This window comes from Paraburkholderia acidipaludis NBRC 101816, assembly GCF_000684975.1.
GTDB classification, from domain to species: Bacteria; Pseudomonadota; Gammaproteobacteria; order Burkholderiales; family Burkholderiaceae; genus Paraburkholderia; species Paraburkholderia acidipaludis.
This window is the reverse complement of record NZ_BAXZ01000021.1, coordinates 106608-130749: the sequence shown is the minus strand read 5'-3', so window position 1 is coordinate 130749 and position 24142 is coordinate 106608. Positions and strand designations below refer to the sequence as shown.

Sequence of the window (24142 nt, the reverse complement as noted above, 5' to 3'; positions counted from 1 at the left end):
AGTCGGGCTTTTTTTTCATTCGAGAAGCTTGTTGAGCGTGGCGAACTCGATCAGCGCCGCGAGCGAGGACACGCCGAGCTTGTCGAGCACGCGGGTCTTGTAGGTGCTGACCGTTTTGTCCGACAACCCAAGGCGCGCCGCAATGCCCTTGTTGCTCATGCCGCGCGCGAGATATTGCAGCACTTCCACTTCGCGCGGCGAAAGCCCGTTGAGCGCGGCGTCGCGCACGCCGCCGCAACTGCCGGCCGGAAAGCAGTCGTAGCCCAGCAGCACCGCCTTCACCACGGCGCACAGATCCTCCACGCCGCGGCTTTTGCTCACATAGCCGTTCGCCCCCGCGGTGCGCGTGTGGTTCGCCATCACCTGCTCCGGCTTCGCCGAGAGCACGAGAATGCGCGTGGCCGGCTGCTTCGCGTGAACGGCGCGAATGACGGAAAGGCCGTCGAGCTTCGGCAGTTCCAGATCGAGAATCACGAGGTCCGGCTGCAGCGACTGCACCAGCCGCAGCCCTTCTTCACCGTCACTGCTCTCGCCCGCCAGTTCGTATTCCGGGTGCAGCACGTTGGCAAGCATCTTGAGCACGATGGGGTGGTCGTCGATGGCCACGATGCGCTTGATTGTCTGGTCCATTTTTTTGGCAATATGAGCTCAAAGCCCTAGGGCTGAAGCTCACAGCCTGAACGACGCGTCGGCACTTTTGTATAGGAGATGTCTGAAACGGGGCACGAAAATATAAAAACCTGCCTCGCCGCGCGCCGGCTTTGAACTTAACTAACGCGTGAATTAGACTGGAAGAATGATCCAGCGCGCCACCGCCCCTGTCATGCCGCACGCCTCGCAGCCCGAGGGCGACCCGCCCCGGCCGCGCGGCAGGCGTCGTGCCAGCGCGGATCCCGACGTTCGCGAGCGCCTCCTCGCCTGCGCCACGCAGCTCTTCGCCGACCAGGGCATCGCCGCCACGACCATGGCCCAGATCGCCGCCGCGGCGGGCGTCACCTCCGCCATGGTCCATTACTACTTCACCAACCGCGAAAAGCTGCTCGACGCCGTCGTGGAAGAGCGCATCGCCCGCGCAATCGAATTCGTCTGGTCGGGCATTGCAGAAGGCGGCGAGGAAGATGCGCACGCGCTGGCCCTCGCGCTCGTCGCGCGGCTCTTCGACGTGACCGGGCGCCTGCCGTGGCTGCCGGCGCTATGGCTGCGCGAAATCGTCAATGAAGGCGGCCTGCTGCGCGAGCGCGTACTCGCGCGGGTGCCCGTCGGCCGGCTGCAGCAGTTCGCACAGCAGATCGGCGAGGCGCAGCGCGGCGGCACCGTCAATCCGGCGCTCGAAGCGCCGCTGCTCTTCGTGTCGATCATTGCGCTCGTCATGCTGCCGCTCGCCACGGCGAAAGCCTGGCAGACCACGCGCGGCCTGCCGAAGATCGAACCCGACGCTCTTCAGCGGCACGTTACCGCGCTCGTCTCGGCCGCGTTGCAGGCGCCGGCCCCCATACCGAAGACGCGCACGCGCGGGAGCGCCCGGTGAACCGTCTGCCACTTTGCGCCGCACTCTGCGCCGCAGCCGCGCTCGCGGGCTGCTCGCGACACGAAGCGCCGGTCTGGCAAGGCTACGTGGAAGGCGAGTACGTCTATCTCTCGTCTTCGCAATCGGGCACGCTGACCGAGCTCGACGTGCAGCGCGGTCAGCAGGTCGCCACGGCGGCGCCGGTCTTTGCGCTCGAAGCCGCCGACGAAACCGCCGCGCTCGACGAAGCGCGCCATCAGCTCGCCGCCGCGCGCGCGCAGTTCGCCGACCTGCAGACGGGCAAGCGGCCGCCCGAGGTGCGCGTGACCGAGGCGCAGCTCGCAGAAGCCGTCGCCAATGCGCAGAAGGCGGCGCTGCAGCTCGCGCGCGACGAGGCGCAGTTTCGCGCGGGCGGCATTGCCCGCGCGCAGCTCGACGACTCGCGCGCCGACGCCGCCTCCACGGCCGCGCAGGTGCGCGAACTGCGCAATCAGGTGACGGTGGCGAACCTGCCGGGCCGCGCGGCGCAGATCGCAGCCCAGGCCGCCCAGATCGAGGCGGCGCAGGCCGCGCTCGCGCAGGCGCAATGGAAGCTCGACCAGAAGCGCGTGGCCGCGCCGCAGGCGGGGCTCGTCTACGACACGCTCTATCGCGTGGGCGAATGGGTGCAGGCGGGCAGCCCGGTCGTGCAGATGCTGCCGCCGCAGAACGTGAAAGTGCGCTTCTTCGTGCCGGAAGCCGTGGTCGGCTCGCTCGCGCCCGGCCGCCGGATCGAGATTCGCTGCGACGGCTGTGCGGCCGACATCCCCGCGGCCATCACCTGGGTTTCGAACGCCGCCGAATACACGCCGCCCGTCATCTACAGCAACGAGAATCGCGAAAAGCTCGTCTTCATGATCGAGGCGCATGCCTCGCCCGACGATGCCGCGAAGCTGCACCCGGGCCAGCCCGTGGAGGTGCGGCTCCCATGAGCGGGCACGAAAACCCGCCCGGGAGCGCGCACGAAGGCGCGCCGCAGCCCGATTACGTCATCGACGTCCGCCAGCTCAACAAGCACTTCGGCAGCAAGCACGTGGTCAACAACGTCTCGCTGCGCGTGGCGCGCGGCGAGATCTTCGGCTTCCTCGGCCCGAACGGCAGCGGCAAGACCACCTCGATCCGCCTCATGTGCGGGCTCCTCACGCCCGATTCGGGCTCGGGCACCTGCCTCGGCTACGACATCGTGCGCGAAAGCGAGCAGATCAAGCGGCGCGTCGGCTACATGACGCAACGCTTCTCGTACTGGGAAGACCTCACGATCCGCGAGAACCTCGACTTCGTCGCGCGCATCTACCAGATGCCGAACCGGCGCGAGGCGGTGGACCGCGCGCTCGAATCGCTCGGCCTCGCGAGCCGCGCGAGCCAGCTCACGGGCGCGCTCTCCGGCGGCTGGAAACAGCGTCTCGCGCTGGCCGCCTGCATGCTGCATGAGCCGCAACTGCTGCTGCTCGACGAGCCGACGGCCGGCGTCGATCCCAACGCGCGCCGCGAGTTCTGGGAGGAGCTGCATCGCCTCGCGGCGCGCGGCATCTCCGTGCTCGTGAGCACGCACTACATGGACGAAGCGGAGCGCTGCCACAAGCTGGCCTACATCGCCTACGGCAAGCTGCTCGCGCAGGGCACCGCCGCCGAGGTGATCGCCTCGCAGGACCTGGCGACCTGGGCCATCCACGGCGAGCAGCTCGCCGCGCTTTCCGCCCGGCTGCGCGAGACACCGGGTATCGACCAGACCGTCGTGTTCGGCTCCGTGCTGCACGCGAGCGGACTCGATCACGCCGCGCTGGCGGCCGCCGTCGAACACGCGGTCGCCGGCAAGCCGCTGCGCGCCGAGCGCATCGAGACAAGCCTCGAGGACATCTTCATCTACCTCATGGGCAGCGTGAGCGACAATTACGGGGCCCCGACGTGAAACGGCTTTCGAAGCGGCTTTTCGGATTCTCGCTGTCGCGCTGGTGGAGCATCGTGCTCAAGGAGTTCCTGCAACTGCGGCGCGACCGCATCACGTTCGCGATGATCGTGGGCCTGCCCATCGTCCAGCTCACGCTGTTCGGCTACGCGATCAACACCGACCCGAAGCATCTGCCCACCGCGCTCGTGATCGGCGAAGACAGCGTCTTTTCGCGCAGCTTCGTGGCCGGCATGAAGAACTCCGCCTATTTCGACGTCGTGGAGACGCTGCCCGACGAAGCCGCCGCGCGGCACGCACTCGCGCGCGGCACGGTGCAGTTCGTGCTGAGCATTCCGGTGGACTTCTCGCGCCGGGTTCTGCGCGGCGAAAAGCCGTCGCTGCTGCTGGAAGCCGACGCCACCGACCCCACCGCCATCGCCAGCGCGCTCGCCGCGTTGCCGGGGCTCGTCGATCCCGTCGCCGCGAAGGATCTCACCGGGCCGCTCGCGCACCTGAACGGCACGCCCGCCGCGTTCGACGTGCAGGTGCACCGCCTCTACAACCCCGAAGGCATTACGCAGTACAACGTCGTGCCGGGCCTCATGGGCGTGATCCTCACGATGACGATGGTGATGATGACGGGCCTCGCCATCACGCGCGAACGCGAGCGCGGCACGATGGAAAATCTGCTCGCCACCCCCGTGCTGCCCGTCGAGGTCATGACGGGCAAGATCGTGCCTTATATCGCGATCGGCCTGATCCAGGCCACCATCATCGTGCTGGCCGCGCGCTTCGTGTTTCACGTGCCGTTCGCGGGCAGCCTGATCGCGCTCTATCTCTCGGCGCTGCTCTTCATCGCCGCGAATCTCACCGTCGGCATCACGCTTTCGTCGCTTGCGCAAAACCAGTTGCAGGCCATGCAGCTCACCGTGTTCTACTTCCTGCCGAGCCTCCTGCTCTCGGGCTTCATGTTTCCGTTCGGCGGCATGCCGCGCTGGGCGCAGTTCGTCGGCAACCTGCTGCCGCTCACCTATTTCAACCGCCTCGTGCGCGGCATTCTGCTCAAGGGCAATGGCTGGGTCGACCTGTGGCCCTCCATCTGGCCGCTCGGCGTGTTCGCTGTCATCGTGATGGGCGTCGCGGTGCGCTTTTACCGGCGCACGCTCGATTAGGGGGCTCGCCATGACGACCAACAAGCCCCATGCGCTTTCCGCCATCGCTTGCGCGCTGGTGCTCGCGGGCTGCACGCTCGGTCCCGACTTTCACGCGCCCAACCCGCCCGCCTCTCCGTCCTGGACGCGCGAAGGCACGCCCGCTGCAACAGTCGGTGCGGTAGGTGCAGTCGGCGCGAGCGATGCGGGCAGTGCAGGCGGCGTGCAAACCTTCGTCACCGCAGAGAACGTGCCGAACGCATGGTGGACGCAGTTCGGCAGCCCCGCGCTCGACCAGCTCGTCGACGCCGCGCTCGCCGCCAGCCCCACGCTCGACTCCGCGCGCGCGAAACTCGTCGAGGCGCGCGAGAACTACAACGCGCAGGCAGGGGCCACGCTCTTTCCCAAGGTCGACGCGAATCTCTCGGCCACCCGCGAGAAGATCGACCTCGCCTCGTTCGGCATCACGGGCATACCGAGTCCCGGGCCGTTCACGCTCTATGACGCCTCAATCAGCGTCTCGTATGTCTTCGACCTGTTCGGCGCGAACCGCCGCGCGCTGGAAGCCACGCTCGCGCAAGTGGACTATCAGGCCTACGAACTGGCGGCCGCGCGGCTCACGGTGGCGGGCAATGTCGTGTCGTCGGCCGTGCGGCGCGCCTCATTGCGCCGGCAGATCGAGATCACGCAGCAACTGATCGACACGCAGTCGCACCAGCTCGCCATCATGGAGGCACGTCTCGCGGCCGGCGGCGTGGCCGAAATCGACGTGCGCAGCCAGCGCACGCTCCTGGCGCAAACGCGCGCGACGCTGCCGCCGCTCGAAACGCAGCTTGCGCAGACGGATCATCAGCTGGCGACCCTGCTGGGCGTGGCGCCCTCCAGCCCGCAGTTCGATGCGCAATTCGACGCCCTCACGCTCGACGCGCTGCATCTGCCCGACACCGTCACGCTCACGCTGCCCTCCGCGCTCGCCCGCGCGCGGCCCGACATTCGCGCGGCCGAGGCCTTGCTGCACCAGGCGAGCGCGAACGTCGGCGTGGCGACGGCGGATCTCTATCCGCAGATCACGCTTTCGGCCGGCATCGGCTCGGAGCGCACGAGCATTGCCGACGTCGTGGACGGGCTGAACATCTGGAACTTCGGCTTCGGGCTTGCGCAGCCGATCTTCCACGGCGGCGAACTGCGCGCGAAAAAGCGGGCCTCGGAAGCCGCGTGGGACGCCGCGTTCGCCGACTATCGGCAGACCGTGCTGCAGGCGCTGCAGCAGGTGGCCGATACGCTGCGCGCGCTCGAGAACGACGCTCAGGAACTGCAATCGCGCGATACGGCCGACCGCGAAGCGCAGGCAAGCGCGACCGCGACGCGCGCGCGCTACACGGCGGGCGGCGTGAGCGAATTCAGCCTGATCGACGCGCAGCGCCAGGCGCTGCAGACCGCACTCGACCGCACGCGCGCGCAGGCGGACCGGCTCGCCGATACGGCCGCGCTCTATCAGGCGCTGGGCGGCGCCGCACTGCCGGCACAGTAAACACATCGAAAGCATTCGAAGCGCGCGTGGTACACAGCGGCAACCGGACGTAATATTGAGACAACCATTCGTTTCCTTTCGCCCCTTGCAAGGCTGCGCGACAATCAAGGGCCCTGCTGTTGCATCCGTCCCCCCTCGCACGAGAGCCAACAACGTATGAACCCGGCATCACCCGCCCAAGCCCTGCCCTCGCCTCACGACATCGTGATGGCCGACGCGCTCGAACTGTCCCAATGGATCCGCCTTCGCAAAGTGTCGTGCCGCGAGGTGATGAGCGCGTTTCTCGATCACATCGCGCGCGTGAACACGCCCGCCAACGCGATCGTCTCGCTCCGCGAGCGCGACGTGCTGCTGCGCGAAGCCGGCGAACGCGACGCCCAGCTCGCGCGCGGCGAATACCTGGGCTGGCTGCACGGCATCCCGCAGGCGCCGAAGGATCTCACGCCCACGGCCGGCATCGCCTCGACGCAAGGCTCGCCGATCTTCCGCGACGAAGTGCCGAAGGCCGACAACCTGATGGCCGCGCGCATGCGCGAGCAGGGGGCGATCTTCATCGGCAAGACCAACACGCCTGAATTCGGCCTCGGTTCGCACACCTACAACACGGTGTTCGGCACGACGCTCAACGCCTGGGATCCCACGCGCAGCGCGGGCGGCAGCAGCGGCGGCTCTGCGGTGGCGCTCGCGCTGCGCATGCTGCCGGTGGCGGACGGCAGCGACATGATGGGGTCGCTGCGCAATCCGGCGGGGTGGAACAACGTGTTCGGCTTCCGGCCCTCGCAAGGGCGGGTGCCCTCCGCGCCCGCGCCGGAGCTGTTCTTCCAGCAGCTGGGCTACGCGGGCCCGATGGGCCGCAGCGTCGCCGACGTCGCCATGCTGCTGTCCGTGCAGGCGGGCTACGACCCGCGCGCGCCGCTCTCGATCGCGCAGGACCCATCGGCGTTCGCCGCGCCGCTCGCGCGCGACTTCGGCGACACGCGCATCGGCTGGCTTGGCGACTACGACGGCTATCTGCCGATGGAAGACGGCGTGCTTGCGCTGTGCGAGACCGCGCTGAAGGACTTCGAAGCCATCGGCTGTCACGTCGAGGCCGCGCGCCCCGACTATCCGATGGAAAAGCTCTGGCAGTCGTGGATCACGCTGCGGCATTTTTCCTGCGCGGGTTCGATGGGCGCGCTCTATCGCGACCCCGCGAAGCGCGCGCTCCTCAAGCCCGAAGCGGTGTGGGAAGTGGAAGGCGGCCTGCGTCTTTCGGGCGAGGATGTGTGGAATGCCTCGGTGCTGCGCAGCCAGTGGTACAACGCGCTGCTCGCCCTGTTCGAGCACTACGACTACCTTGTGCTGCCGAGCGCGCAGATCTTCCCGTTCGACGCGCGCGAGCCCTGGCCGAAATCCATCGCCGGCAAGACGATGGATACCTATCACCGCTGGATGGAAGTGGTGATCGGCGCGAGTCTCGCGGGGCTGCCCGTGGCCTGTGTGCCGGCCGGCTTCAACGCGCAGGGCCTGCCGATGGGCTTGCAGGTGATCGGCAAGCCGCTTGCGGACTTCTCCGTGCTGCAGCTCGCCAACGCCTACGACCAGGCAACGCAGTGGGTCAAGCGGCGTCTGCCGCCGGCGCTGGGCGCGTAAGGCGCGGGCAAGCCGCTCTCTGTAGAAAGCACGACGGCGCCGCAAGGCGCCGTCGTCGTTTCGGGCTCCGCTTCGGACCCGCGCGCTACTTGAGCCCGAAATCTACGCGCGTGGTGGCGCCCTTGTCGTCGATGCCTTTCGCGTCGAGCTTCGGCGCGACGATGAACACGCGGCTCGGATCGACCTTGCCCTGGAAGTACGCCTGCACCGCCTGCGCGCGCTGCTGCGCGAGGTCGCGCAGCGCGGCGTCGTTGACGGGTGCGTGGTCTTCCAGCGCCTGCTTCATGTCGGCGTCGGGCAGCGTCTTCGTGAGGCCGATCATGTTGCGCGGCTTCTTGAAGTCCGCATCCTTATAGGCCTTGGTGAGGTATTTCTCGTACTCCTTGTCGTCCACCTTCACCTGCGAGGTATCCACGCTTTCTCCATTGCCCACGGTGTCCTTCACTTTCTCGGCGCGCACGAGATGATCGACGTACTGCTCGCGCAGCGCGGGCGTATCCACGGCCGGATCGACGCGGCCGATCAGGTCGATCTTGATCGAGGGCTTGTCGTCCAGCGCCTTCGCAATGGTGTCGAGCTTCTTCTGGTCGGCGTCGCTGAGCGCCGCCAGGCCCGGTGAGAACTCCACGTAGCCCAGCTCCTCGCCGCCGCCGCCGAAGGCGTTAGCCAGCAGCGTGAACGGCGCCGTCACGGCCTTCGCGATGAGATTGAGCACCGCCTTCCAGATCAGGCCGCCCAGGCTGAACTCGGGGTTCGAGAGCGAGCCCGACACGGGAATGTTCACGTCGATCTCGCCGCGCCGGTTCTTGAGCAGCGAGATCGCGAGACGCACGGGCAGCTTCGTCGCCGTGTCGTTGTCGACGTGGTCGCCGAACGTGAGCTGGTCGATGAAGATATGGTTGTTCGCCGAGAGCTGGTCGTTCGCGAGCTGGTAGTGCAGGTCTACGTTGAGCTTGCCCTTCGTGATCGGGTAGCCCGCGTACTTCGTCGAGTACGGCGTGAGATTCGTGAGCTCGATGTCGTGCGCCGAGGCCGTGAGGTCGAGCGAGGGCTTCGCGATGAGCGGATTGACCGTGCCCTTGATCGTGATCGGGCCGTTGCCGGAAAGGCTTGCCGAAACGTCCACCGGCGCGGGCGTGGTGGACTGCGTGCCGAACGCGCCCACCTTGCCCTGGATCTGCACGAGGTTGGCGCTGTAGTTCGGCTTGATGAAGTTGTCGGTGTAGTTCACGCGGCCGTCCTGCAGCACGAGCTCGCCGAAATGCAGCCGCACAGGGGCCTTCGGCGCCTGCGCGGCCGTGACCGTGGGAGGCGCCGACGCGGCGGCGGGCGCGGACGCCGCCACCGGCATGGCCGTGGTGGCCGCCGCCTCGCTCGCGGTCTGCGGCGAAAGCGGCACGGGCTCGCGGCCGCCGCGCTTCTCAGCGCTGGTATCGCGCGTGAGCGACTGCGCCGCGCCGCTCTGCTGCGCGACCACGTCCTTCAGGTTCAGCTTGCCCTGCGCGTCGAGCAGCACACGCCCGTAGAACCCGGCAAAGGTCACGCGGCTCGCGTCGACGTCGGTGCCGCGCACCTCGTCGTAGGTCGCCCGCAGGTTCGAGAGCGCCAGCGAGCGCCAGCCCGCGAACGGGTCCGACGTGGCCTTGTCGAGCATGCGCATATCCACCACCGCCACGTCGCCGCGGTAGTTGGCCTTGAGCGCCTTGCCCTGCTCCATCGCGAGCTGGCCCTTCATGTTGAGCAGCGCGCTCGCGATCACCGCGTTCAACTGGTTGCCGAAGTACGGCTCGAACGCCGCGGCGTCGAGGCGGTTGGCGTCGATCTTGAGCGTCGCCTTCAGCGGAGTGGGATTCACGTCGCCATTGAGCGCGAGCGTGCCCTTGCGATTCAGCGTCGCCTTCAGCTCGACGGGCAGCGCGTGGCCCAGGTCGTCGCTGATCTGCTGCACCTTGAGGTCGAGCGGCGTGATGGCCAGCTTCACCGGCCGCGGCGTGCTGCTGTCCGTGAAGTTGATCGTGCCGTCGTTCACGTTGAACGCGTCGATCTTGTAGTGCCAGGCCGGGCCTTCCTGCACCGACTTCTGCGCCGCATGGATCGCCGTGCGCTCCTGCGCGGCCTCGTGCTTGCCCGCCAGCTGCATGAGGTCGATGCTGCCGTCCTTGCGGCGCTCGGCGTTGACCGCGAGGCCCGTGAGATCCACCGAAGCGATCCGCGCCGTGCGCGCCGCGAGATCGACCTGGCTCACCTTCACGGCGCCCTGCGCGAGCGCGACGGCCGGGGCCTTCGCGCCGCGCGCCGCGATCTTGAGCGAGTCGAGATTCAGTGTCGTCTCGCCGACCTGCACGGCGGCGGGCGACTTCGCCCAGTCGGCCGTGAGCTGCGCGTCGACGCTGAGCTTGCCGTCCACGATCTGCGCGGCGGTCAGGTTGTCGATATAGGGCTGCAGCGGCACGAGCGGCAGGCCTTGCAGCTGGATCTTCGAGTCGGCGGTCTTCGCCACCATGCCGAACGAGCCCGCGGCCTTCGCCGTGCCGCCGTCGGCCGTCGTCATGCCGAAGGTGTACTGGGCCGGCGCCTTCGCCACGGTCGAGAAGTTCGTGACCGTCGTGCCGACGTCGTTGAGCACGATGTCCACAGGACGCGACGGCGTCTCGTCATGCACGTGCACCGTGCCGCCGTCGATCGCGAGCTGGCGGATCGCGAGGTCGAGCGGCTCGGGCTTGACCGCCGTCTGCGCCTCGGCCGAGGAAGCCGCGGCAGGAGGCGCCGCCGCCGCGCCGCTCGCGGCGTTCGCGGCATTTGGGCCACCGCCGGCCGCCGGCTGCGCGCCCGCCAGCTTCTCGACGCTCAGCACGCCGTTATGGTCTCGCGCGATCCAGACGCTCGGTGCGTCGAGGCGAATCTGGTCGAAGTGGTACGCATTGCTGAACGGCACGAGCGATGCCGCCGCCACGTGCAGGCTGCGCGCCCCGAAGAGCGGCGCGCCGGCCGTGTCCGTGGCGTCGATGTCGTTCAGGTCGACGGTGCCGGAAACGCGCAGCTCGGGCTTGTCTTCCGACATCACGAAGTCGAGCTTGAGGTCCGTCGAAAGCTTGCCGCTCTTCACCGCCACGGGCAGCTTCGCAGGCGCGTAGCTGAGCAGGTTCGGCACGTCGAGCGCGTCGAGCTTCAGCGCCACTTCCGACTCGCGCGAGGCCGCGAACGGCTTGGTCTTGCCGTCGATGGCGAGCGTGCTGGCGCCGTCGATGCGCGCGCGCAGCATCGGCTCGACGAAGATATCGGTCTTCGAAGCCAGCGTCGCGATGAACGGAATGCCGACCGTGAAGCGGTCGATCACATGCTTTTCGTTGAGCAGACGGTCGTCGAAGGTGATCTGGCCGTTTTCGAGGCGGATATTGGAGACCGAAAACGGCGTAGGCTTGCTGCCGGGCTGCGAGGGCTTCGAAAACTTTTCGATCAGGTCGGTGAAATTGAAGCGCTGCGCATCGAGCCGCACGATGGTCACGCGCGGCGAATCGAGCCGCACTTCATCGACGATAGGGGCGAGACGGAAGATCGACGACCACGACGGCTGTACGACGAGCCGCTCGACGTCGAAGAAGTCGCCATTGCCGCCGCGTTCGCCAATATGGACCCGGTCGGCTTCGAGCCGCAGTGTGTAAGGGTTGAGCGCGATCCGGCCGATCGTGACGGGCCGGTCGAGCTGTTTGCTCAACTGCTGGGCCGCGACATGCCGGATGAGCGGCGGCGCGGCGAAGAACCCGAGGAGGCCGAAGACGACGAAGAAGATCAGCACGCCGATCAGGATGTGACGCGTGCGGGGTGCGCGCGCCACGGCGCGGACCGACTGCAGGGAAGAATTCAGCGACGCTTTGTTGAGGCTTGCCATGCTCTCTTGCGAATGACGCGGCAAAGAGGCCCGCCGCGGATAGTGGAACCGGAAGACGGTCAATGCTCCCGACAGCGAAAAGTATAGGCGCGATGGCGCCAGGCACGGCTGTAAAACGCCCCAACGCGCGCCCCCATTCCGCGCGCCGTTGCCGCGCCGCACTACCGCCCGCGCGAGGACGGGCGGAGGGCGGCCTTACTGCCGCTCGACCGCCGGCGGCTGCCAGCTGCCGTCCACGGCGGCGTGCTTCGGCGCATAGAGGCGCAGCACGAGCCGGAAATCGCCATGCGGCGCAGGCACCCAGTTCGCGCCGCCGCGCGGGCGGTCTGCCGAGACGTGCACGTCGAGCGAGCCGTCGCGGTTGCGGCGCGCGCCGGTGCGGTCGCCGAGCGCCACGCGCACGGGCGCGCTGTCGTCGAGCGCGCCGTCGGTCGTGTAGGCCGTGATCGACCAGAAACCGCGCACCGGCGGCAACTGCTTCGCCGCGAAGTGGATCACATAGCGGTTCGCGCCGTTGAGCGCGTGGCCGTCGCTGTCCTGGGTCACGCGGGCGCGCACCTCGTCCGACGAGGTCGGCAGGCCCGTCTGCGTATAGGCCGTGTAAGCGCGCAGCGCATAGTCAGGTCCGTAGTTGCCGGCTTCGTCGCCCACCCACAGCCAGCCGTTGCCGGCCAGCAGGTTCGAGGGCGGCGTTGCGACGCGCGTCTGGCCGTCGGCATAGCCGGCCGCCACGGCGGCCTTCGCGTCGGGCAATTGCACCGCATCGCCCGGATGCACGCCGATATCGCCGAGGATCTTCAGTGCATGCGGATCGTCGGGCACGACCGGGTTGTCTTCCAGCGCCTGCGAGAGACGGTCGAAGAAACCGTTGGCGTCGAGCGCCGCAACCTTCTGGGCCGGCGTGCCCGGCGCGACCGGATCGCCGCTCTGGCTCGCGCCTGCCGACGACGCGTCGGCGCCGCGGCCGCTGCGATCGGTCCACGCCGAAAGCGGCGCGACACGGATGCCGCGCTGCAGCCGGCGCACCGCCGCGAGGTCGGCGCTGCCGCCGCGTGTCTCGATGCGCGCGACGAACCAGGCGTTGCGCGTCAGCACGTCGATGCGCTGCACATGCGCCGGCAGCGTGCCCTTCCAGCCGGCGGGCACGAACGCAATCGTTTGCGCCTTCAGGCCACGGGCATGATCGGTCAACTGCGCGCCCGTCGACCAGACCACGTTCGTCCACATGTCGAGCGCGCGGGCATCCATGTAGCGGCCGTGCGTGTCGGGCAGGCTCACGAGCACGGGCTCGCTGGAAAGATCGAGCCAGCCCGCCGAGCCGAGCGTATCGAGATTGGGCTCGGGCGGAATCGCGGCGCCCACGGGCGGCAAAGCCTGCGCGTGCCGCAGCGTATTCGACGGGGACTGGCCCGGCGCGTTGCCGGTGGCGGCTTCGCGCGACAGGTCCATGAGAACGAGCGGGTAGCCGAACACATAGGAGTCGGATACTTCGTCCTTCACCCAGCCGGAGCCGGCGGCTTTCGGGGCGACACCGCCCGGCGGGGCAGCACAGCCCGCCATGAGGGCAAGCCCCGCAAGTGCCAGGCAGGTGCGGTAACCAGGGTACTCTCGACTTTTTGTTGTCATTTGTAGATCTTGTATGCGAAGCAGTCGGTCCAGAAAGTGGCCGACGCGCGCCTGGCGCTGCGCGGAGCCCCCCGGGGCCGTGGAAATCGCGCTGCATGGCGGCAATGTCGGCGAATCGTATCGTATCGCTCACGCCATGACGTGAAAAGCGGTCGCGGCGGAATTCTGCGTTGTTCGCGGCACGCCCTTGACCTTCCCATCATGGGAACGTAGATACTGCCCAATGTCGAAACAGCCATTGCAGCCATCGCATCACGGCCCGCCAGCATGAACGATTCCCTTATAGAAGAACTCCGTGACACGCGTGTCGCCGAATTCGAAATTCACGGCATGACCTGCGCCGCCTGTGCGACGCGCGTCGAAAAGGCGCTCGCCAGGGTGCCCGGCGTCACGCGCGCCAGCGTCAATCTCGCCACCGAAAAAGCCACGGTCGAGGCCGGCGCGAAGGTCGCGCCCGAAGCCCTGGCAAACGCCGTTACGAAAGCCGGTTACGAAGCCGTGCCGCTCGTGGAAGGCGAGGACGCTCCCGCCGCCGGCCCGAGCGCACCCGACAGGCAAACGGCCCTCGCGCGCCGCGAATGGCAGGCCGTGCTGGTCTCGGCGCTGCTCACCGCGCCGCTCATGCTGCCGATGCTCGGCCACGCGCTGGGCCCGCACGGGACGCCTTCCGCCGGCGTGCAGCTCGTGCTCGCCTCGATCGTCCAGTTCGTTTTCGGCGCCCGTTTCTACCGCGCCGCCTGGAAAGCCGTGCGGGCGGGCGCCGGCAACATGGACCTGCTCGTCGCGCTGGGCACCTCGGCGGCCTGGGGCGTGAGCGTCTACGCGATGCTCGCGCATCCCGGCGACGTCGCTCATCTGTACTTCGAAGGATCGGCGGTCGTCATCACGCTCGTGCGCTTCGGCAAGTGGCTCGAGGCCCGCGCGAAGCGTCAGACCACCGACGCCATCCGCGCCCTGAACGCGCTGCGCCCCGAGCGCGCGCGCCTCGTGGTGGACGGCGCCGAGCGCGACGTGCCGCTCGCGGCGGTGCGGGTGGGCCATATCGTCGCCGTGCGGCCCGGCGAGCGCCTGCCCGTGGACGGCGTGGTGCTGGAGGGCCGCAGCCACATCGACGAATCGCTGATCACCGGCGAAAGCCTGCCTGTGCCCAAGGCGCCCGGCGACCCCGTCACGGGCGGCTCGATCAACGGCGAAGGCGCGCTCGCCGTGCGCACCACGGCCGTCGGCGCCGAAACGACGCTCGCGCGCATCATCCGTCTCGTCGAGAGCGCGCAGGCCGAGAAGGCCCCGATCCAGCGCCTCGTGGACCGCGTGAGCGCCGTTTTTGTGCCCGCGATCCTCGCGATCGCCACGATGACGCTCGTGGGCTGGCTGCTTGCGGGCGCGCACGCCGAAACCGCCATCCTCAACGCCGTGGCCGTGCTCGTGATCGCGTGCCCCTGCGCGCTCGGTCTCGCCACGCCTGCCGCGATCATGGCGGGCACGGGCGCCGCCGCGCGTCGCGGCGTCCTCATCAAGGACGCCGAAGCGCTCGAAACCGCGCATAACGTGAACGTGGTGGCCTTCGACAAGACGGGCACGCTCACGCTCGGCCAGCCCTCGCTCGCGGCGTTCGAGACAGCCGAAGGCATGACGCGCGCCGACGCGCTCGCGCTCGCCGCCGCCGTGCAGCAGCAGAGCGATCACCCGCTTGCGAAAGCCGTGCTGCGGGCGTTCGAAGCGCAATCGAACGGCGCGCCGCCGCCCGCGGCGGCGCATGCCCGCGCGGTGCCGGGACGCGGCGTGGAAGCCGAGGTGAAAGGCCGCCGCTATGCGATCGGCAGCAGCCGCTGGCTCGACGAACTCGGGCTGGCCGCGCCGCCCGCGCTCGTCGCGCGCGCGCAGACGCTGGCACAGGCCGGCAACACCGTCTCGTGGCTGATTGCGTCGGCCACCGCGGCGGCGCAAGGCATGCAACGCGCGCAAGGCGGCGAGCCCGAGGGCGTACCCGAACGTGTGCTCGCGCTGCTCGCGTTCGGCGACACGGTCAAGCCGACCGCACGCGAGGCGATTGCCCGCCTGAAGGCGATGGGCATCCGCAGCGTGCTCGTGACGGGCGACAACGCCGGCAGCGCGGCGGCCGTCGCGGCGCAGCTCGGCATCGAAGAAGTCCACGCACAGGTGCTGCCCGACGACAAGGCCGCCACGATCCGCGACCTCAAGATCCGCTCGGCCGGCATCGTCGCGATGGCCGGCGACGGCATCAACGACGCTCCTGCCCTTGCCGCCGCCGACATCGGCATTGCCATGGCCACCGGCACCGACGTCGCCATGCATGCATCCGGCATCACGCTGATGCGCGGCGACCCGCTGCTCGTTGCGGCGGCTATCGACATCTCGCGGCGCACCTGGCGCAAGATCCGGCAGAACCTGTTCTGGGCGTTCGTCTATAACCTGATCGGCATACCGCTCGCGGCCGCGGGCTGGCTCGACCCGATGCTCGCGGGCGCCGCCATGGCGTTCTCCAGCGTCAGCGTCGTCACGAACGCGTTGCTCCTGCGCGCCTGGCGCGGCACCGACTGACCCGGGATCAACCCGCACACGCTTGCCTTTTTCCCGCGACGACCTCAAGGATTGCGTCCGCACGCCGTAATGCCGAAGATCGGCGCTTTCTAGCGCCGGATCTTCGTTTCAGCGTTACCCGGAACCGATCCCATGACCCTGTCCCTCCCGCGCCGCACGAGTGTCGGCGTGCGCCTCGCCCTCGTCTCGTGCGTGCTCGTTGCCGCCATCTTCGCCGCCTTCAGCTGGGCGCTCACGCGCGCCGCCGCCGACCAGGTCAGCGACCAGGTGCGCGCGCGCATCGCCGAAAAAGACCGTTCGGTGGCCTCGAGCATCGCTCTCATCGACGGCGCGCTCGACGCCGAAGTCGACCGCGCGATGACGCTCTTCGCGAGCTTCCTGCCCGGCGCCTGGTCGCTCGACGACAGCCAGAAGGTGGACATCGCCGGCTACGCCGCGCCGACCATCAAGGCGGGCGACGCGGTGCTCGACCTCGACTTCACGATTCCCGACCAGTTCCTCGAACGCAGCGGCGCCATCGCCACCGTGTTCGCGCGCAGCGGCGACGACTTCGTGCGCGTCACCACCTCGCTCAAGAAGCAGGACGGCTCGCGCGCCATCGGCACGCTGCTCGACCGCAAGGGCCCCGCCTACGCGCCGCTCATGGCCGGCCGCAGCTATACGGGCCTCGCCGGCCTGTTCGGCAAGCAGTACATGACGCAATACCGGCCGATTGCCGATGCGAGCGGCCGCGTGATCGGCGCGCTCTTCGTGGGCGTGGACGTGGGCGCGCAGATCGCCGCGATCAAGGCCGAAATCGCGAAGCTCAAGATCGGCGACACCGGCTACTACTTCGTACTCGACGCCTCGAACGGACCCGCGCGCGGCACCTTCCTCGTGCACCCGGCCGCCGCCGGCCAGCACTACGACGACGCCAACGGCCCGTGGTCGTCCATGCTCGCCGCGCGCGCAGGCACGCTCGAGTACACCTCGGCCGACGCCACGCTCGGCGAGCGCGACGCACGCGCGAAGCTCGTCTCCTTCGTGAGCGTGCCGCAATGGCAATGGCTCGTGGGCGGCGTAGCCGCGCAAGATGAAGTCATGGCCGGCGTGCAGGCCACGCGCGACCGCTTCGCCGCAATCGGCTTCGTGCTCGTCGCGGCGTTCGCGGCGCTCTCGATCTTCCTCGCGCGCCGTCTCGTGAGCCGCCCGCTCGACGCCGCCGCCGTGGCCGCCGGGCAGCTTGCCGCGGGCGACCTCAGCGTGCGCATCGGCGGCACGCTCAACGGGACGGCCGATAACGCGGGTGCCGACGAGATTGGCCGCCTCACGCACGCCATCGACGGCATCGGCGAGGGCCTCGCGAAAATCGTGGCGCAGGTACGCGGCGCCTCGGCGCAAATGCGCGACGACACCTCGCGCATCGCGGCCGGCAGCGGCGAGATCTCGGCGCGTATCGCGAGCCAGGCGAGCAGCCTGGAGGAGACGGCGGCGAGCATGGAGCAACTCACCTCGACGGTCCAGCAGAACGCCGACCATGCGATGCGCGCGAACACCGTGGTCAGCGGCGCGGCCGATGCGGCGCTCGACGGCGGCCGCGCGGTGGAGCGCGTCGTGCAGACGATGGACGACATCAGCCAGGCCTCGAAGAAGATCACCGACATCACGGGCGTCATTGAAGGCATTGCATTCCAGACGAACATCCTCGCGCTGAACGCGGCCGTCGAAGCGGCACGCGCGGGCGAGCATGGCAGGGGCTTTGCCGTGGTGGCGAGCGAGGTGCGCGCGCTCGCGCAGCGCAGCGCGGCAGCCGTTAAGGAGATCGAAGCATTGATCGCGGAATCGGCGGCGACCGTCGAGACCGGCTACCGCATCGCGGGCGACGCGAGCACGACCATGCGCACTATCGTTGAGCGCGTGGAGGAGGTGCGCTCGATCATCGGCGAGATCAGCGTGGCCTCGCGCGAGCAGTCGGGCGGCATCGAGCAGGTAAACATCGCCGTCTCGCAGATCGGCGCGGCGACGCAGCAGAATGCGGTGCTGGTGGGCGAGGCCGAGCGTGCTGCCGGGGCGCTGCATGAGCGGGCGGCGACGCTTGCGGAGCTGGTTGCGGTGTTCAAGGTGGGTGGACGAGGCGACGCGTAGAACGTGCGCGGGCCGGTGAAGGCCGGTGCGATTTGTGATCCGCAGCCGAATTCGCTTTGGGATCAGGGGCTTGATGAAGATGCGGACAGGTTTTCCACAGGGCTGTCCAGAAAATCTGTGGAGAAGTTTTGTATGTAGTGCACAAGGGCAACAAATATCTGTTCTGTTTAGATTCAAGAGGTTAGATGTTGGCACACGGCATTCGAATGGCAGGAGCATTCGGATGCCACAGGTGTCGTGTGGGGAATATCGTGGGGGAAACTCACCCTGTCCCGCGAAGCACGCCGCCTGAAGGCCGGTATGAGGCAGTCTTGTTGTGCATCAATGCCTCGAATTTCGGGATGACCGCCGGTGGGGAAACTGCCCTATTTTCACCCCTTCGGGAAGTGAAAACCGGGCGGAGGCCTTTGCACGATCCGCCATCATGCGAGGGAGGCGCAATGGCGGAGTTCGATCCACAGCGGCAGGAAATAACAGGTCGTCAGGCATGCCGTCTGGTGGTGCCAGGCACGGCCAGCGCGGCGGAACTCTCGGTCGTATCGTTCACGGCAACCGAAAGGCTGGGCGAGCCGAACGTAGTGGCCATCGAGTTGACCCATCCGCAGCAACTGGCACGCGCCGATTATCTCAACCTCGATGCCGTGTTCTCCATCGTGGCCGAGGACGGCAGTACGAAAAAGTTCTCGGGCTACATCGGCCGCTTCTCGACCGTGCAGACGACGAAGGACTACACCCGGTACGTGATGGTCCTCAGTTCGCGCTTCGGACGGCTCCAGACCGTCACGAACACCCAGCCGTACCAGCACCTCACGACCCCGCAGATCATCCAGGCGATCCTGCGCCGGCACGGCATTCCCGACCACCTGGTGTCGTTCCGGCTGCGCCGCCAGTATCCCGTGCACCTGTGGCGCTTCCAGCACCAGATGACGGACTTCGACTATGTGCACATGCTCATGGAGAAGGCGGGCATCTGGTGCTGCATCGTCGAGACGGAGTACGGCGACCAGATCGTCTTCGCCGATGACATCGATCACTACCTCTACGATCCGCAGATCGTCGTGCCGTACCGCGAGGCGGCGGGTCTGGAATCGGGCGGTGTGGAAGCCGTCACGTCGATCCGCACGCACGCGGAGATCGTGCCGCAATCTGTCCAGGTGGCGGACTACAACCCGGAGTCCGCCTGGGAGCGCTTCCGGGACCAGGCCAACGTGGCTCCCGGCGATCCCACCACCTACGGCCAACCCTACATCTACGGGACTGCCCACCTGGACCAGGCAGGCGCGAAGTGGGAAGCGCAGTTGCGTCACGAAGCGGCGCTGGCGCGGCAGGTCGTGTATGACGGCACGGGCAACGTGTTCGCCCTGCAATGCGCAAGCGTGCTCGAAACGGATATCGTGCTGCCGGATGCGCCGAAGGGCATGGTCATCACCGAGATCACGCACAGCGGCGCGCGTGACAAGCCCTATTCGAACACCTTCCGGGCGATCCCCGCCGACCGGCGCTTCCGTCTCCAGCTCGAACCGGCTAAATGGGCAAAAATCGCCGGTTCACTTTCGGCACGGGTCTGCAGCCCGGACAAATATACCTACGGCTACCTGAACGCGGCGGGCTATTACGTGGTCCGGCTCGACGCCGACTTCGGCACCTGGCCCAGGGGCGGCGAGAGCGTACCGCTGCGCCTGGCGAAACCGTTCGCGGGAAAACTCCAGACCGGCATGCACTTCGTCGCGCTGGACAACGACGAGGCCAGGATCACATTCCGGGATGGGGACCCGGACAAGCCTGAGATCAGCGGCTTCCACCACCATAGCCAGGCGCGCGACCTCATCACCAGCGACCGTCGGTGGCTCTCGCGCAACACGATCCGCACGCAGAGCAACAACAAGCTGCGCATGGAGGACTGGGCGGGCCAGGAAGGCATCAAGCTCTCCACGGAGCACTCGGGCAAGACGCAACTGAATCTCGGCTATCTGGTGAACCAGAAGCTCGAATACCGGGGGGAAGGCTACGAGGTCAGGACCTCGGGTTACGGGGTGGAGCGCGCGGGCAAGGGGCTGATGCTCACGACGTATGACCGGCCCGCTGCCACCGGCAAGCAGCTCGACATGCAGGAGAGCATGGCGCAGCTCGAAAGTGCGCTGGCGACCGCGAAGGCGCTGGCCGCGTCCGCCAGTGCCGCGAAGGCCGAGCCTGCCGACACCGACGCGCAGCAGCAGATGAAGGACGATCTGGACGGCCTGAAGAAGCCGGGGCTGCTGATGAGCACGCCCGCCCCGGCGGCGCTCGTGACGGGCCAGAGCATGCAGTTTGCGGCAGAAGGCAACATCTCGGCGGTGGCCGGGAAGAACGCGGACTGGAGCGTAGTGAAGCGTTTCACGGTGGCGGCGGGTGAAAAGCTGTCGCTGTTCGTACAGCAGCTGGGGATCAAGATATTCGCCGCGAAGGGTCCGGTCGAGGTCCAGGCGCAGACTGGCCCGATGTCTATCACCGCTGACAGGGATGTGTCGGTCGCGAGTGTCAACGGCAAGGTCAACATCGCAGCGGGGAAGGAAGTCATCCTGGAATGTGGCGGTGCGTTTATCCAGATCAAGGACGGCAGTATTACGCTGGGCGGTCCCGGCGACCTGTTCTTCAAGGTCATCACGATCCAGAAGCAGGGCAAGGCAACACTGAACATGCCGCTGGACCTGAATCACCCGGCGCTCTCGGGTCTGCCGACTACCCCTCTGACATTGAATGCGGCGGCGTCGCCCGCCTCGCGCGCTGCCATTCCCGCAGGCATGCCTTACCAACTGTTTGCTGGCGGTACGCTGGTGAAACAGGGCGTGTTCGATGAAACCGGCCTGCTTCAGGTCGATCACCACCCGACGACGAAGAAGTACACGCTAGAACTGGCAAGCGGCGTCAAGCATACGATCCCTGTCGCCAGTTCATATCGCGGCAACGAAGCAAACGGCGATCTCGCCAATCAGGGCTTTCACTTTCACGAGAGTCAACCATCCAGCGATATCAATCCCCCGGGAGACCGTGCATTGAACAGGCAGCGATACAACAAACTGCTCAACCCCGAAGCGGAGCAATGAGAGCGTGAGCAAATCCACTTCGATTGTTACCCCGGTTGCGCTTGACAAGACTTCGTCGGCGCTGATCTGCACGCCGTGGTTCGTGCAGCTTACGGAATATCCTCCGATGGAAGCGTCGTATCGCCCACTTGTTAATGGCGAGGAAGCGTTCGGTACGCTCTACGATGCTATCGAGAACGCGAAGCACACCATTGATTACATCTGCTGGGGTTTCCAGCCGTCAATGTATTTCAGGCGTGATGGTGGAAATTCGCTTTGCATCGGAGACCTGTTGATCAAGAAAGGTCAGGAGGGAGTCAGGATCCGGATTCTGTGCTGGGCGGATACATTCGCGGTCGGTCAGTTTCTTGAAAACGAAAACCCTGGCTATACCCCGCTTCGAAGCATCAAGACACAAAACGAAAACGATACGCAGCGCGAATACGATCGTGCCTGGTACTCTCGTGCCCGAATTGTCGCTGCTGATCGTGCGGCGGCTGCCCGACCGCTGGCAGGTATTCAGTCTCTTGCGAATATTGAGTTCGTGACCCGGGACTTTTCGTTGACCGACCGCGCTGAAATCATGTACCGGGAAAGCCTGCGGCGAGCGGACAAGGGACTGAGTGAGACGGCGGTCGTGGGTGGTTTCGGTGCGGGGCCGTCGCATCACCAGAAGATGGTCCTGATCGACTACGAGGCCCCTGCACAAGCGGTGGGTTTTGTCATGGGCCACAACACGCTTGACGCGTACTGGGACGACGACGCGCATCGCTATGCGCGGATGAATGCCCGCTTCGGGCGCAACGGGCAGACTCCGCGCCAGGACATGTCGAGTATCGTTACGGGGCCGATTCTGGAGTGCCTGAACGCGAATTTCTGTAACGCGTGGAAACGCAATGCAAACGTCGATCTGCTGGCAAAGCGCAAGTCACTTGCAACCCAGCTCAAGGTACGTCCCGATTTTGGTACTCCTGTCATGGCGCAGATCACGCGTACGCAGTCACAGGAGGGAAAGCGCGATATCAAGTCGTTGTATCTTCAGACAGTAGTTAACGCAGCAAAATTCATTTATATCGAAAACCAGTATTTCCGCTGGGAGCCGCTGGCTGAAAAGATCAAGGAAGCAGCGGCGAAGCAGGTTCAATGGGGCCGCGACCCGGGCAAGCATGGGCCACTCTATCTGTTCGTCGTCACGAATTCGAGCGATGAAGGGGTGGGCAGCGGTACGGTGAGCACGTACAAGATGCTGGACAGTCTCGGGCAGGCGAATCTCATGTCCGGCATGGCGCAGGAAAACCAGGATATCCAGCAACAGCATGATGTCATGAGTGCGGCGAACGAATTGGCGCTTGCGCGAATGAGTTCCGGTGCGGATGCCGAGGCAAATCAGAAGGCGGCACAGAAGAATCTTGATGACGCCCGGCAGGGGCGCAATGGGCCACTTACGCCGAAGGATATCCTCGGCCTGAAAATTCATATCTGTACGCTGGTCGCACCAGATTCTCCGGGCAACGCGTGGATGCCGGTTTATATCCACAGCAAGATCATGATTATTGACGATGTGTTTCTGACGCACGGGTCGGCCAATATCAATACGCGCAGCATGGAAGTGGACAGCGAACTGAACATTTGTCACGAGCGCATGGACATCACGCAGCCGTTGCGCAGGAAACTGTGGAATATACATACCGCAGGAACGGGAGCGCAGGATGATCCAAAGAAGGTTTTCAGCGCTTGGTCAGACATCATTGCACGAAACGCGCGCAATCAGCTAAACGGCATACCTCCCATTGCGTCAATTGTCGGCTTTTCGCGCGCGTCAGCGAAGAAAAGTGGTCTGGACTAGTTCATGAAAACTATTTCGCTGACCATTCTTCTTGCATTGCTGTTGTGTTCCTGTTCGAAAAAGGATAATTCCATGCCTTCTGCTTCTGATATGAATGCTGTGCGGGCCAGGTTGGCCTTTACGTGTACGCGCGAAGTCGATCATTTGCCACAGCTTGATTCAACCGCAGACCAGCTGTTCAAGTACGCGCGGTATCTGGAGAAGAAGGGTGGGCCGAAGGACTTTGACGAGATTGCGCGTTATTACCGGATCGCGGCGGCTTATGGTCATTACAAGGCCAACAACAATCTCCAGGGCCTTCTTAGCGATGATCTAGTGTCTTCACCTGATGCACCGAGTGAAGCTGTCGGTTTGGCTTTGCAGTTAATCAAGGCTGGTGTACCGGGCGGGTACTACGATATGGGCCACTATCTTGAAGAGGGATACGGCGTCGAGCAGGACGCAGACAAGGCACGTCGTTATTTCCGGCAGGCTGCCGATCTTGGTGATCCTGATGCTCAATCCTACGTGGGCGACTTACTTGCGCCGCTGGACCGTGCACCGGATATTGCGAGGCAGATGAGACAGTGCGCAATGGATCAGGGTTTTGGTAAGGCTGCAAGCACGCTGGGTGTTGATCTGATGGGTGACAGCAAGTATGCCGAAGCTATTAAAGCATTTCAGAAGGGGGTAGAGGCCGGCGATTCGCAATCTGCGTCATTTCTGGAAAATGGTTTCAAAGGGCCTCAACCATCGGCGCAACTGTACTACATGGCGCTCCCTGACGATGCCGAGCGTTCGCGGCGCTATGAGTTGATCTGGCAGTTCCTAACCGATAACGAAAACCTCAATCCTAAGGTGCCGGACATCGACCAGATCGTGCCGCTGCCGCCAGCAGAACTGCCCGCGTGGGACGGCACGTTCCAGTGGCAGAAGGAACAGGACGCCGCGAAGCCGCCGCAGAAGCCCGACGAGAAGCTGGTGGAGCGTCTTGCGCGCGCGAAGGATCTCGATCCCGCCACCGGCCTGCCACTCAAGCAGAAAAGCGTGATGGACAACCGCCTGCCACTGGGCACGGTGGCGCGCACCGACGAAGTTTGCCCCGAAACTGGCGTGTGGTGTGCGAAGGACTGGCAAGGCTACACCCCGGAAGCTACGCGATACCTCAGCAAGGGTGAAATCATGCCGCGACTCACTATCAACCACCCCCGACCGATCCGGTTGCTCGATGCGTTGCTCGGCATGCGCTCGGACCGTACCGGTGCGCCATGGAGCCTGGTGTCCTACGATGAGCGGGCGTAGTGCG

At 66.2% G+C, this 24142-nt stretch carries 14 protein-coding genes; 11 read left to right on the top strand and 3 right to left on the bottom strand.

Annotated features, from left to right (window positions below; translation table 11 throughout):
* Positions 1-15 precede the first annotated feature (15 nt).
* A complete protein-coding gene (locus tag BAC01S_RS22460) occupies positions 16-630 on the bottom strand; it encodes a response regulator transcription factor (RefSeq protein WP_043203277.1) in 615 nt (204 codons plus the stop codon).
* Positions 631-823: 193 nt separating this feature from the next.
* On the opposite strand from BAC01S_RS22460, the gene BAC01S_RS32250 reads away from it, so the two are divergent.
* The 6 genes from BAC01S_RS32250 to BAC01S_RS22430 all read left to right on the top strand — a co-directional run bounded on the left by BAC01S_RS32250 (position 824) and on the right by BAC01S_RS22430 (position 7748).
* Entirely contained in the window at positions 824-1528 is a 705-nt protein-coding gene (locus tag BAC01S_RS32250) for a TetR/AcrR family transcriptional regulator (RefSeq protein WP_043203297.1), read from the top strand.
* Positions 1525-2478 (top strand): HlyD family secretion protein, encoded by a 954-nt coding sequence (locus BAC01S_RS22450; RefSeq protein WP_027796778.1) that lies wholly within the window; start codon positions 1525-1527, stop codon positions 2476-2478. Before BAC01S_RS32250 ends, BAC01S_RS22450 begins: the two co-directional genes overlap by 4 nt.
* Positions 2475-3455 (top strand): ABC transporter ATP-binding protein, encoded by a 981-nt coding sequence (locus tag BAC01S_RS22445; RefSeq protein WP_043203275.1) that lies wholly within the window; start codon positions 2475-2477, stop codon positions 3453-3455. The genes BAC01S_RS22450 and BAC01S_RS22445 overlap by 4 nt, the downstream gene beginning before the upstream one ends.
* On the top strand, positions 3452-4606 hold the full coding sequence (locus tag BAC01S_RS22440) for an ABC transporter permease (RefSeq protein WP_027796776.1): 1155 nt from the start codon (positions 3452-3454) through the stop codon (positions 4604-4606). The genes BAC01S_RS22445 and BAC01S_RS22440 overlap by 4 nt, the downstream gene beginning before the upstream one ends.
* Before the next feature lie 10 nt (positions 4607-4616).
* Positions 4617-6116: an efflux transporter outer membrane subunit gene (locus BAC01S_RS22435; RefSeq protein ID WP_043203272.1), complete on the top strand. Its 1500-nt coding sequence runs from the start codon at positions 4617-4619 to the stop codon at positions 6114-6116.
* Between the two features lie 156 nt (positions 6117-6272).
* Positions 6273-7748 carry an amidase gene (locus tag BAC01S_RS22430; protein ID WP_043203269.1) on the top strand — a complete coding sequence of 492 codons (1476 nt, stop codon included), beginning with the start codon at positions 6273-6275 and terminating at the stop codon, positions 7746-7748.
* Positions 7749-7833: 85 nt separating this feature from the next.
* On the opposite strand, the gene BAC01S_RS22425 is transcribed toward BAC01S_RS22430, so the two are convergent.
* Together BAC01S_RS22425 and BAC01S_RS22420 are read right to left on the bottom strand one after the other, a co-directional pair.
* Positions 7834-11637: a DUF748 domain-containing protein gene (locus BAC01S_RS22425; RefSeq protein WP_027796773.1), complete on the bottom strand. Its 3804-nt coding sequence runs from the start codon at positions 11635-11637 to the stop codon at positions 7834-7836.
* Between the two features lie 195 nt (positions 11638-11832).
* On the bottom strand, positions 11833-13263 hold the full coding sequence (locus tag BAC01S_RS22420) for a DUF1254 domain-containing protein (RefSeq protein WP_027796772.1): 1431 nt from the start codon (positions 13261-13263) through the stop codon (positions 11833-11835).
* Between the two features lie 267 nt (positions 13264-13530).
* Here BAC01S_RS22420 and BAC01S_RS22415 point away from each other — a divergent pair, with 267 nt between their 5' ends.
* The 5 genes from BAC01S_RS22415 (at position 13531) to BAC01S_RS22395 (ending at position 24138) form a co-directional block, all read left to right on the top strand.
* Positions 13531-15825: a heavy metal translocating P-type ATPase gene (locus BAC01S_RS22415; protein WP_043203266.1), complete on the top strand. Its 2295-nt coding sequence runs from the start codon at positions 13531-13533 to the stop codon at positions 15823-15825.
* A gap of 132 nt (positions 15826-15957) precedes the next feature.
* On the top strand, positions 15958-17949 hold the full coding sequence (locus tag BAC01S_RS22410) for a methyl-accepting chemotaxis protein (RefSeq protein WP_027796770.1): 1992 nt from the start codon (positions 15958-15960) through the stop codon (positions 17947-17949).
* A 440-nt stretch (positions 17950-18389) separates the two neighbouring features.
* Positions 18390-21032 (top strand): type VI secretion system Vgr family protein, encoded by a 2643-nt coding sequence (locus tag BAC01S_RS22405; protein WP_027796769.1) that lies wholly within the window; start codon positions 18390-18392, stop codon positions 21030-21032.
* 4 nt (positions 21033-21036) lie between these two features.
* Entirely contained in the window at positions 21037-22857 is a 1821-nt protein-coding gene (locus BAC01S_RS22400; protein ID WP_027796768.1) for a phospholipase D-like domain-containing protein, read from the top strand.
* Positions 22858-22860: 3 nt separating this feature from the next.
* Positions 22861-24138, top strand: coding sequence for an SEL1-like repeat protein (locus BAC01S_RS22395; protein ID WP_245616652.1), 1278 nt, complete (start codon positions 22861-22863; stop codon positions 24136-24138).
* Positions 24139-24142: the final 4 nt, after the last annotated feature.

What these genes read in the sequence shown, in the direction of transcription:
- BAC01S_RS22460 (WP_043203277.1), bottom strand. Translation starts at nt 630, where the DNA reads ATGGACCAGACAATCAAGCGCATCGTGGCCATCGACGACCACCCCATC.
- BAC01S_RS32250 (WP_043203297.1), top strand. Translation starts at nt 824, where the DNA reads ATGCCGCACGCCTCGCAGCCCGAGGGCGACCCGCCCCGGCCGCGCGGC.
- BAC01S_RS22445 (WP_043203275.1), top strand. Translation starts at nt 2,475, where the DNA reads ATGAGCGGGCACGAAAACCCGCCCGGGAGCGCGCACGAAGGCGCGCCG.
- BAC01S_RS22435 (WP_043203272.1), top strand. Translation starts at nt 4,617, where the DNA reads ATGACGACCAACAAGCCCCATGCGCTTTCCGCCATCGCTTGCGCGCTG.
- BAC01S_RS22430 (WP_043203269.1), top strand. Translation starts at nt 6,273, where the DNA reads ATGAACCCGGCATCACCCGCCCAAGCCCTGCCCTCGCCTCACGACATC.
- BAC01S_RS22425 (WP_027796773.1), bottom strand. Translation starts at nt 11,637, where the DNA reads ATGGCAAGCCTCAACAAAGCGTCGCTGAATTCTTCCCTGCAGTCGGTC.
- BAC01S_RS22420 (WP_027796772.1), bottom strand. Translation starts at nt 13,263, where the DNA reads ATGACAACAAAAAGTCGAGAGTACCCTGGTTACCGCACCTGCCTGGCA.
- BAC01S_RS22415 (WP_043203266.1), top strand. Translation starts at nt 13,531, where the DNA reads ATGAACGATTCCCTTATAGAAGAACTCCGTGACACGCGTGTCGCCGAA.
- BAC01S_RS22410 (WP_027796770.1), top strand. Translation starts at nt 15,958, where the DNA reads ATGACCCTGTCCCTCCCGCGCCGCACGAGTGTCGGCGTGCGCCTCGCC.
- BAC01S_RS22405 (WP_027796769.1), top strand. Translation starts at nt 18,390, where the DNA reads ATGGCGGAGTTCGATCCACAGCGGCAGGAAATAACAGGTCGTCAGGCA.
- BAC01S_RS22395 (WP_245616652.1), top strand. Translation starts at nt 22,861, where the DNA reads ATGAAAACTATTTCGCTGACCATTCTTCTTGCATTGCTGTTGTGTTCC.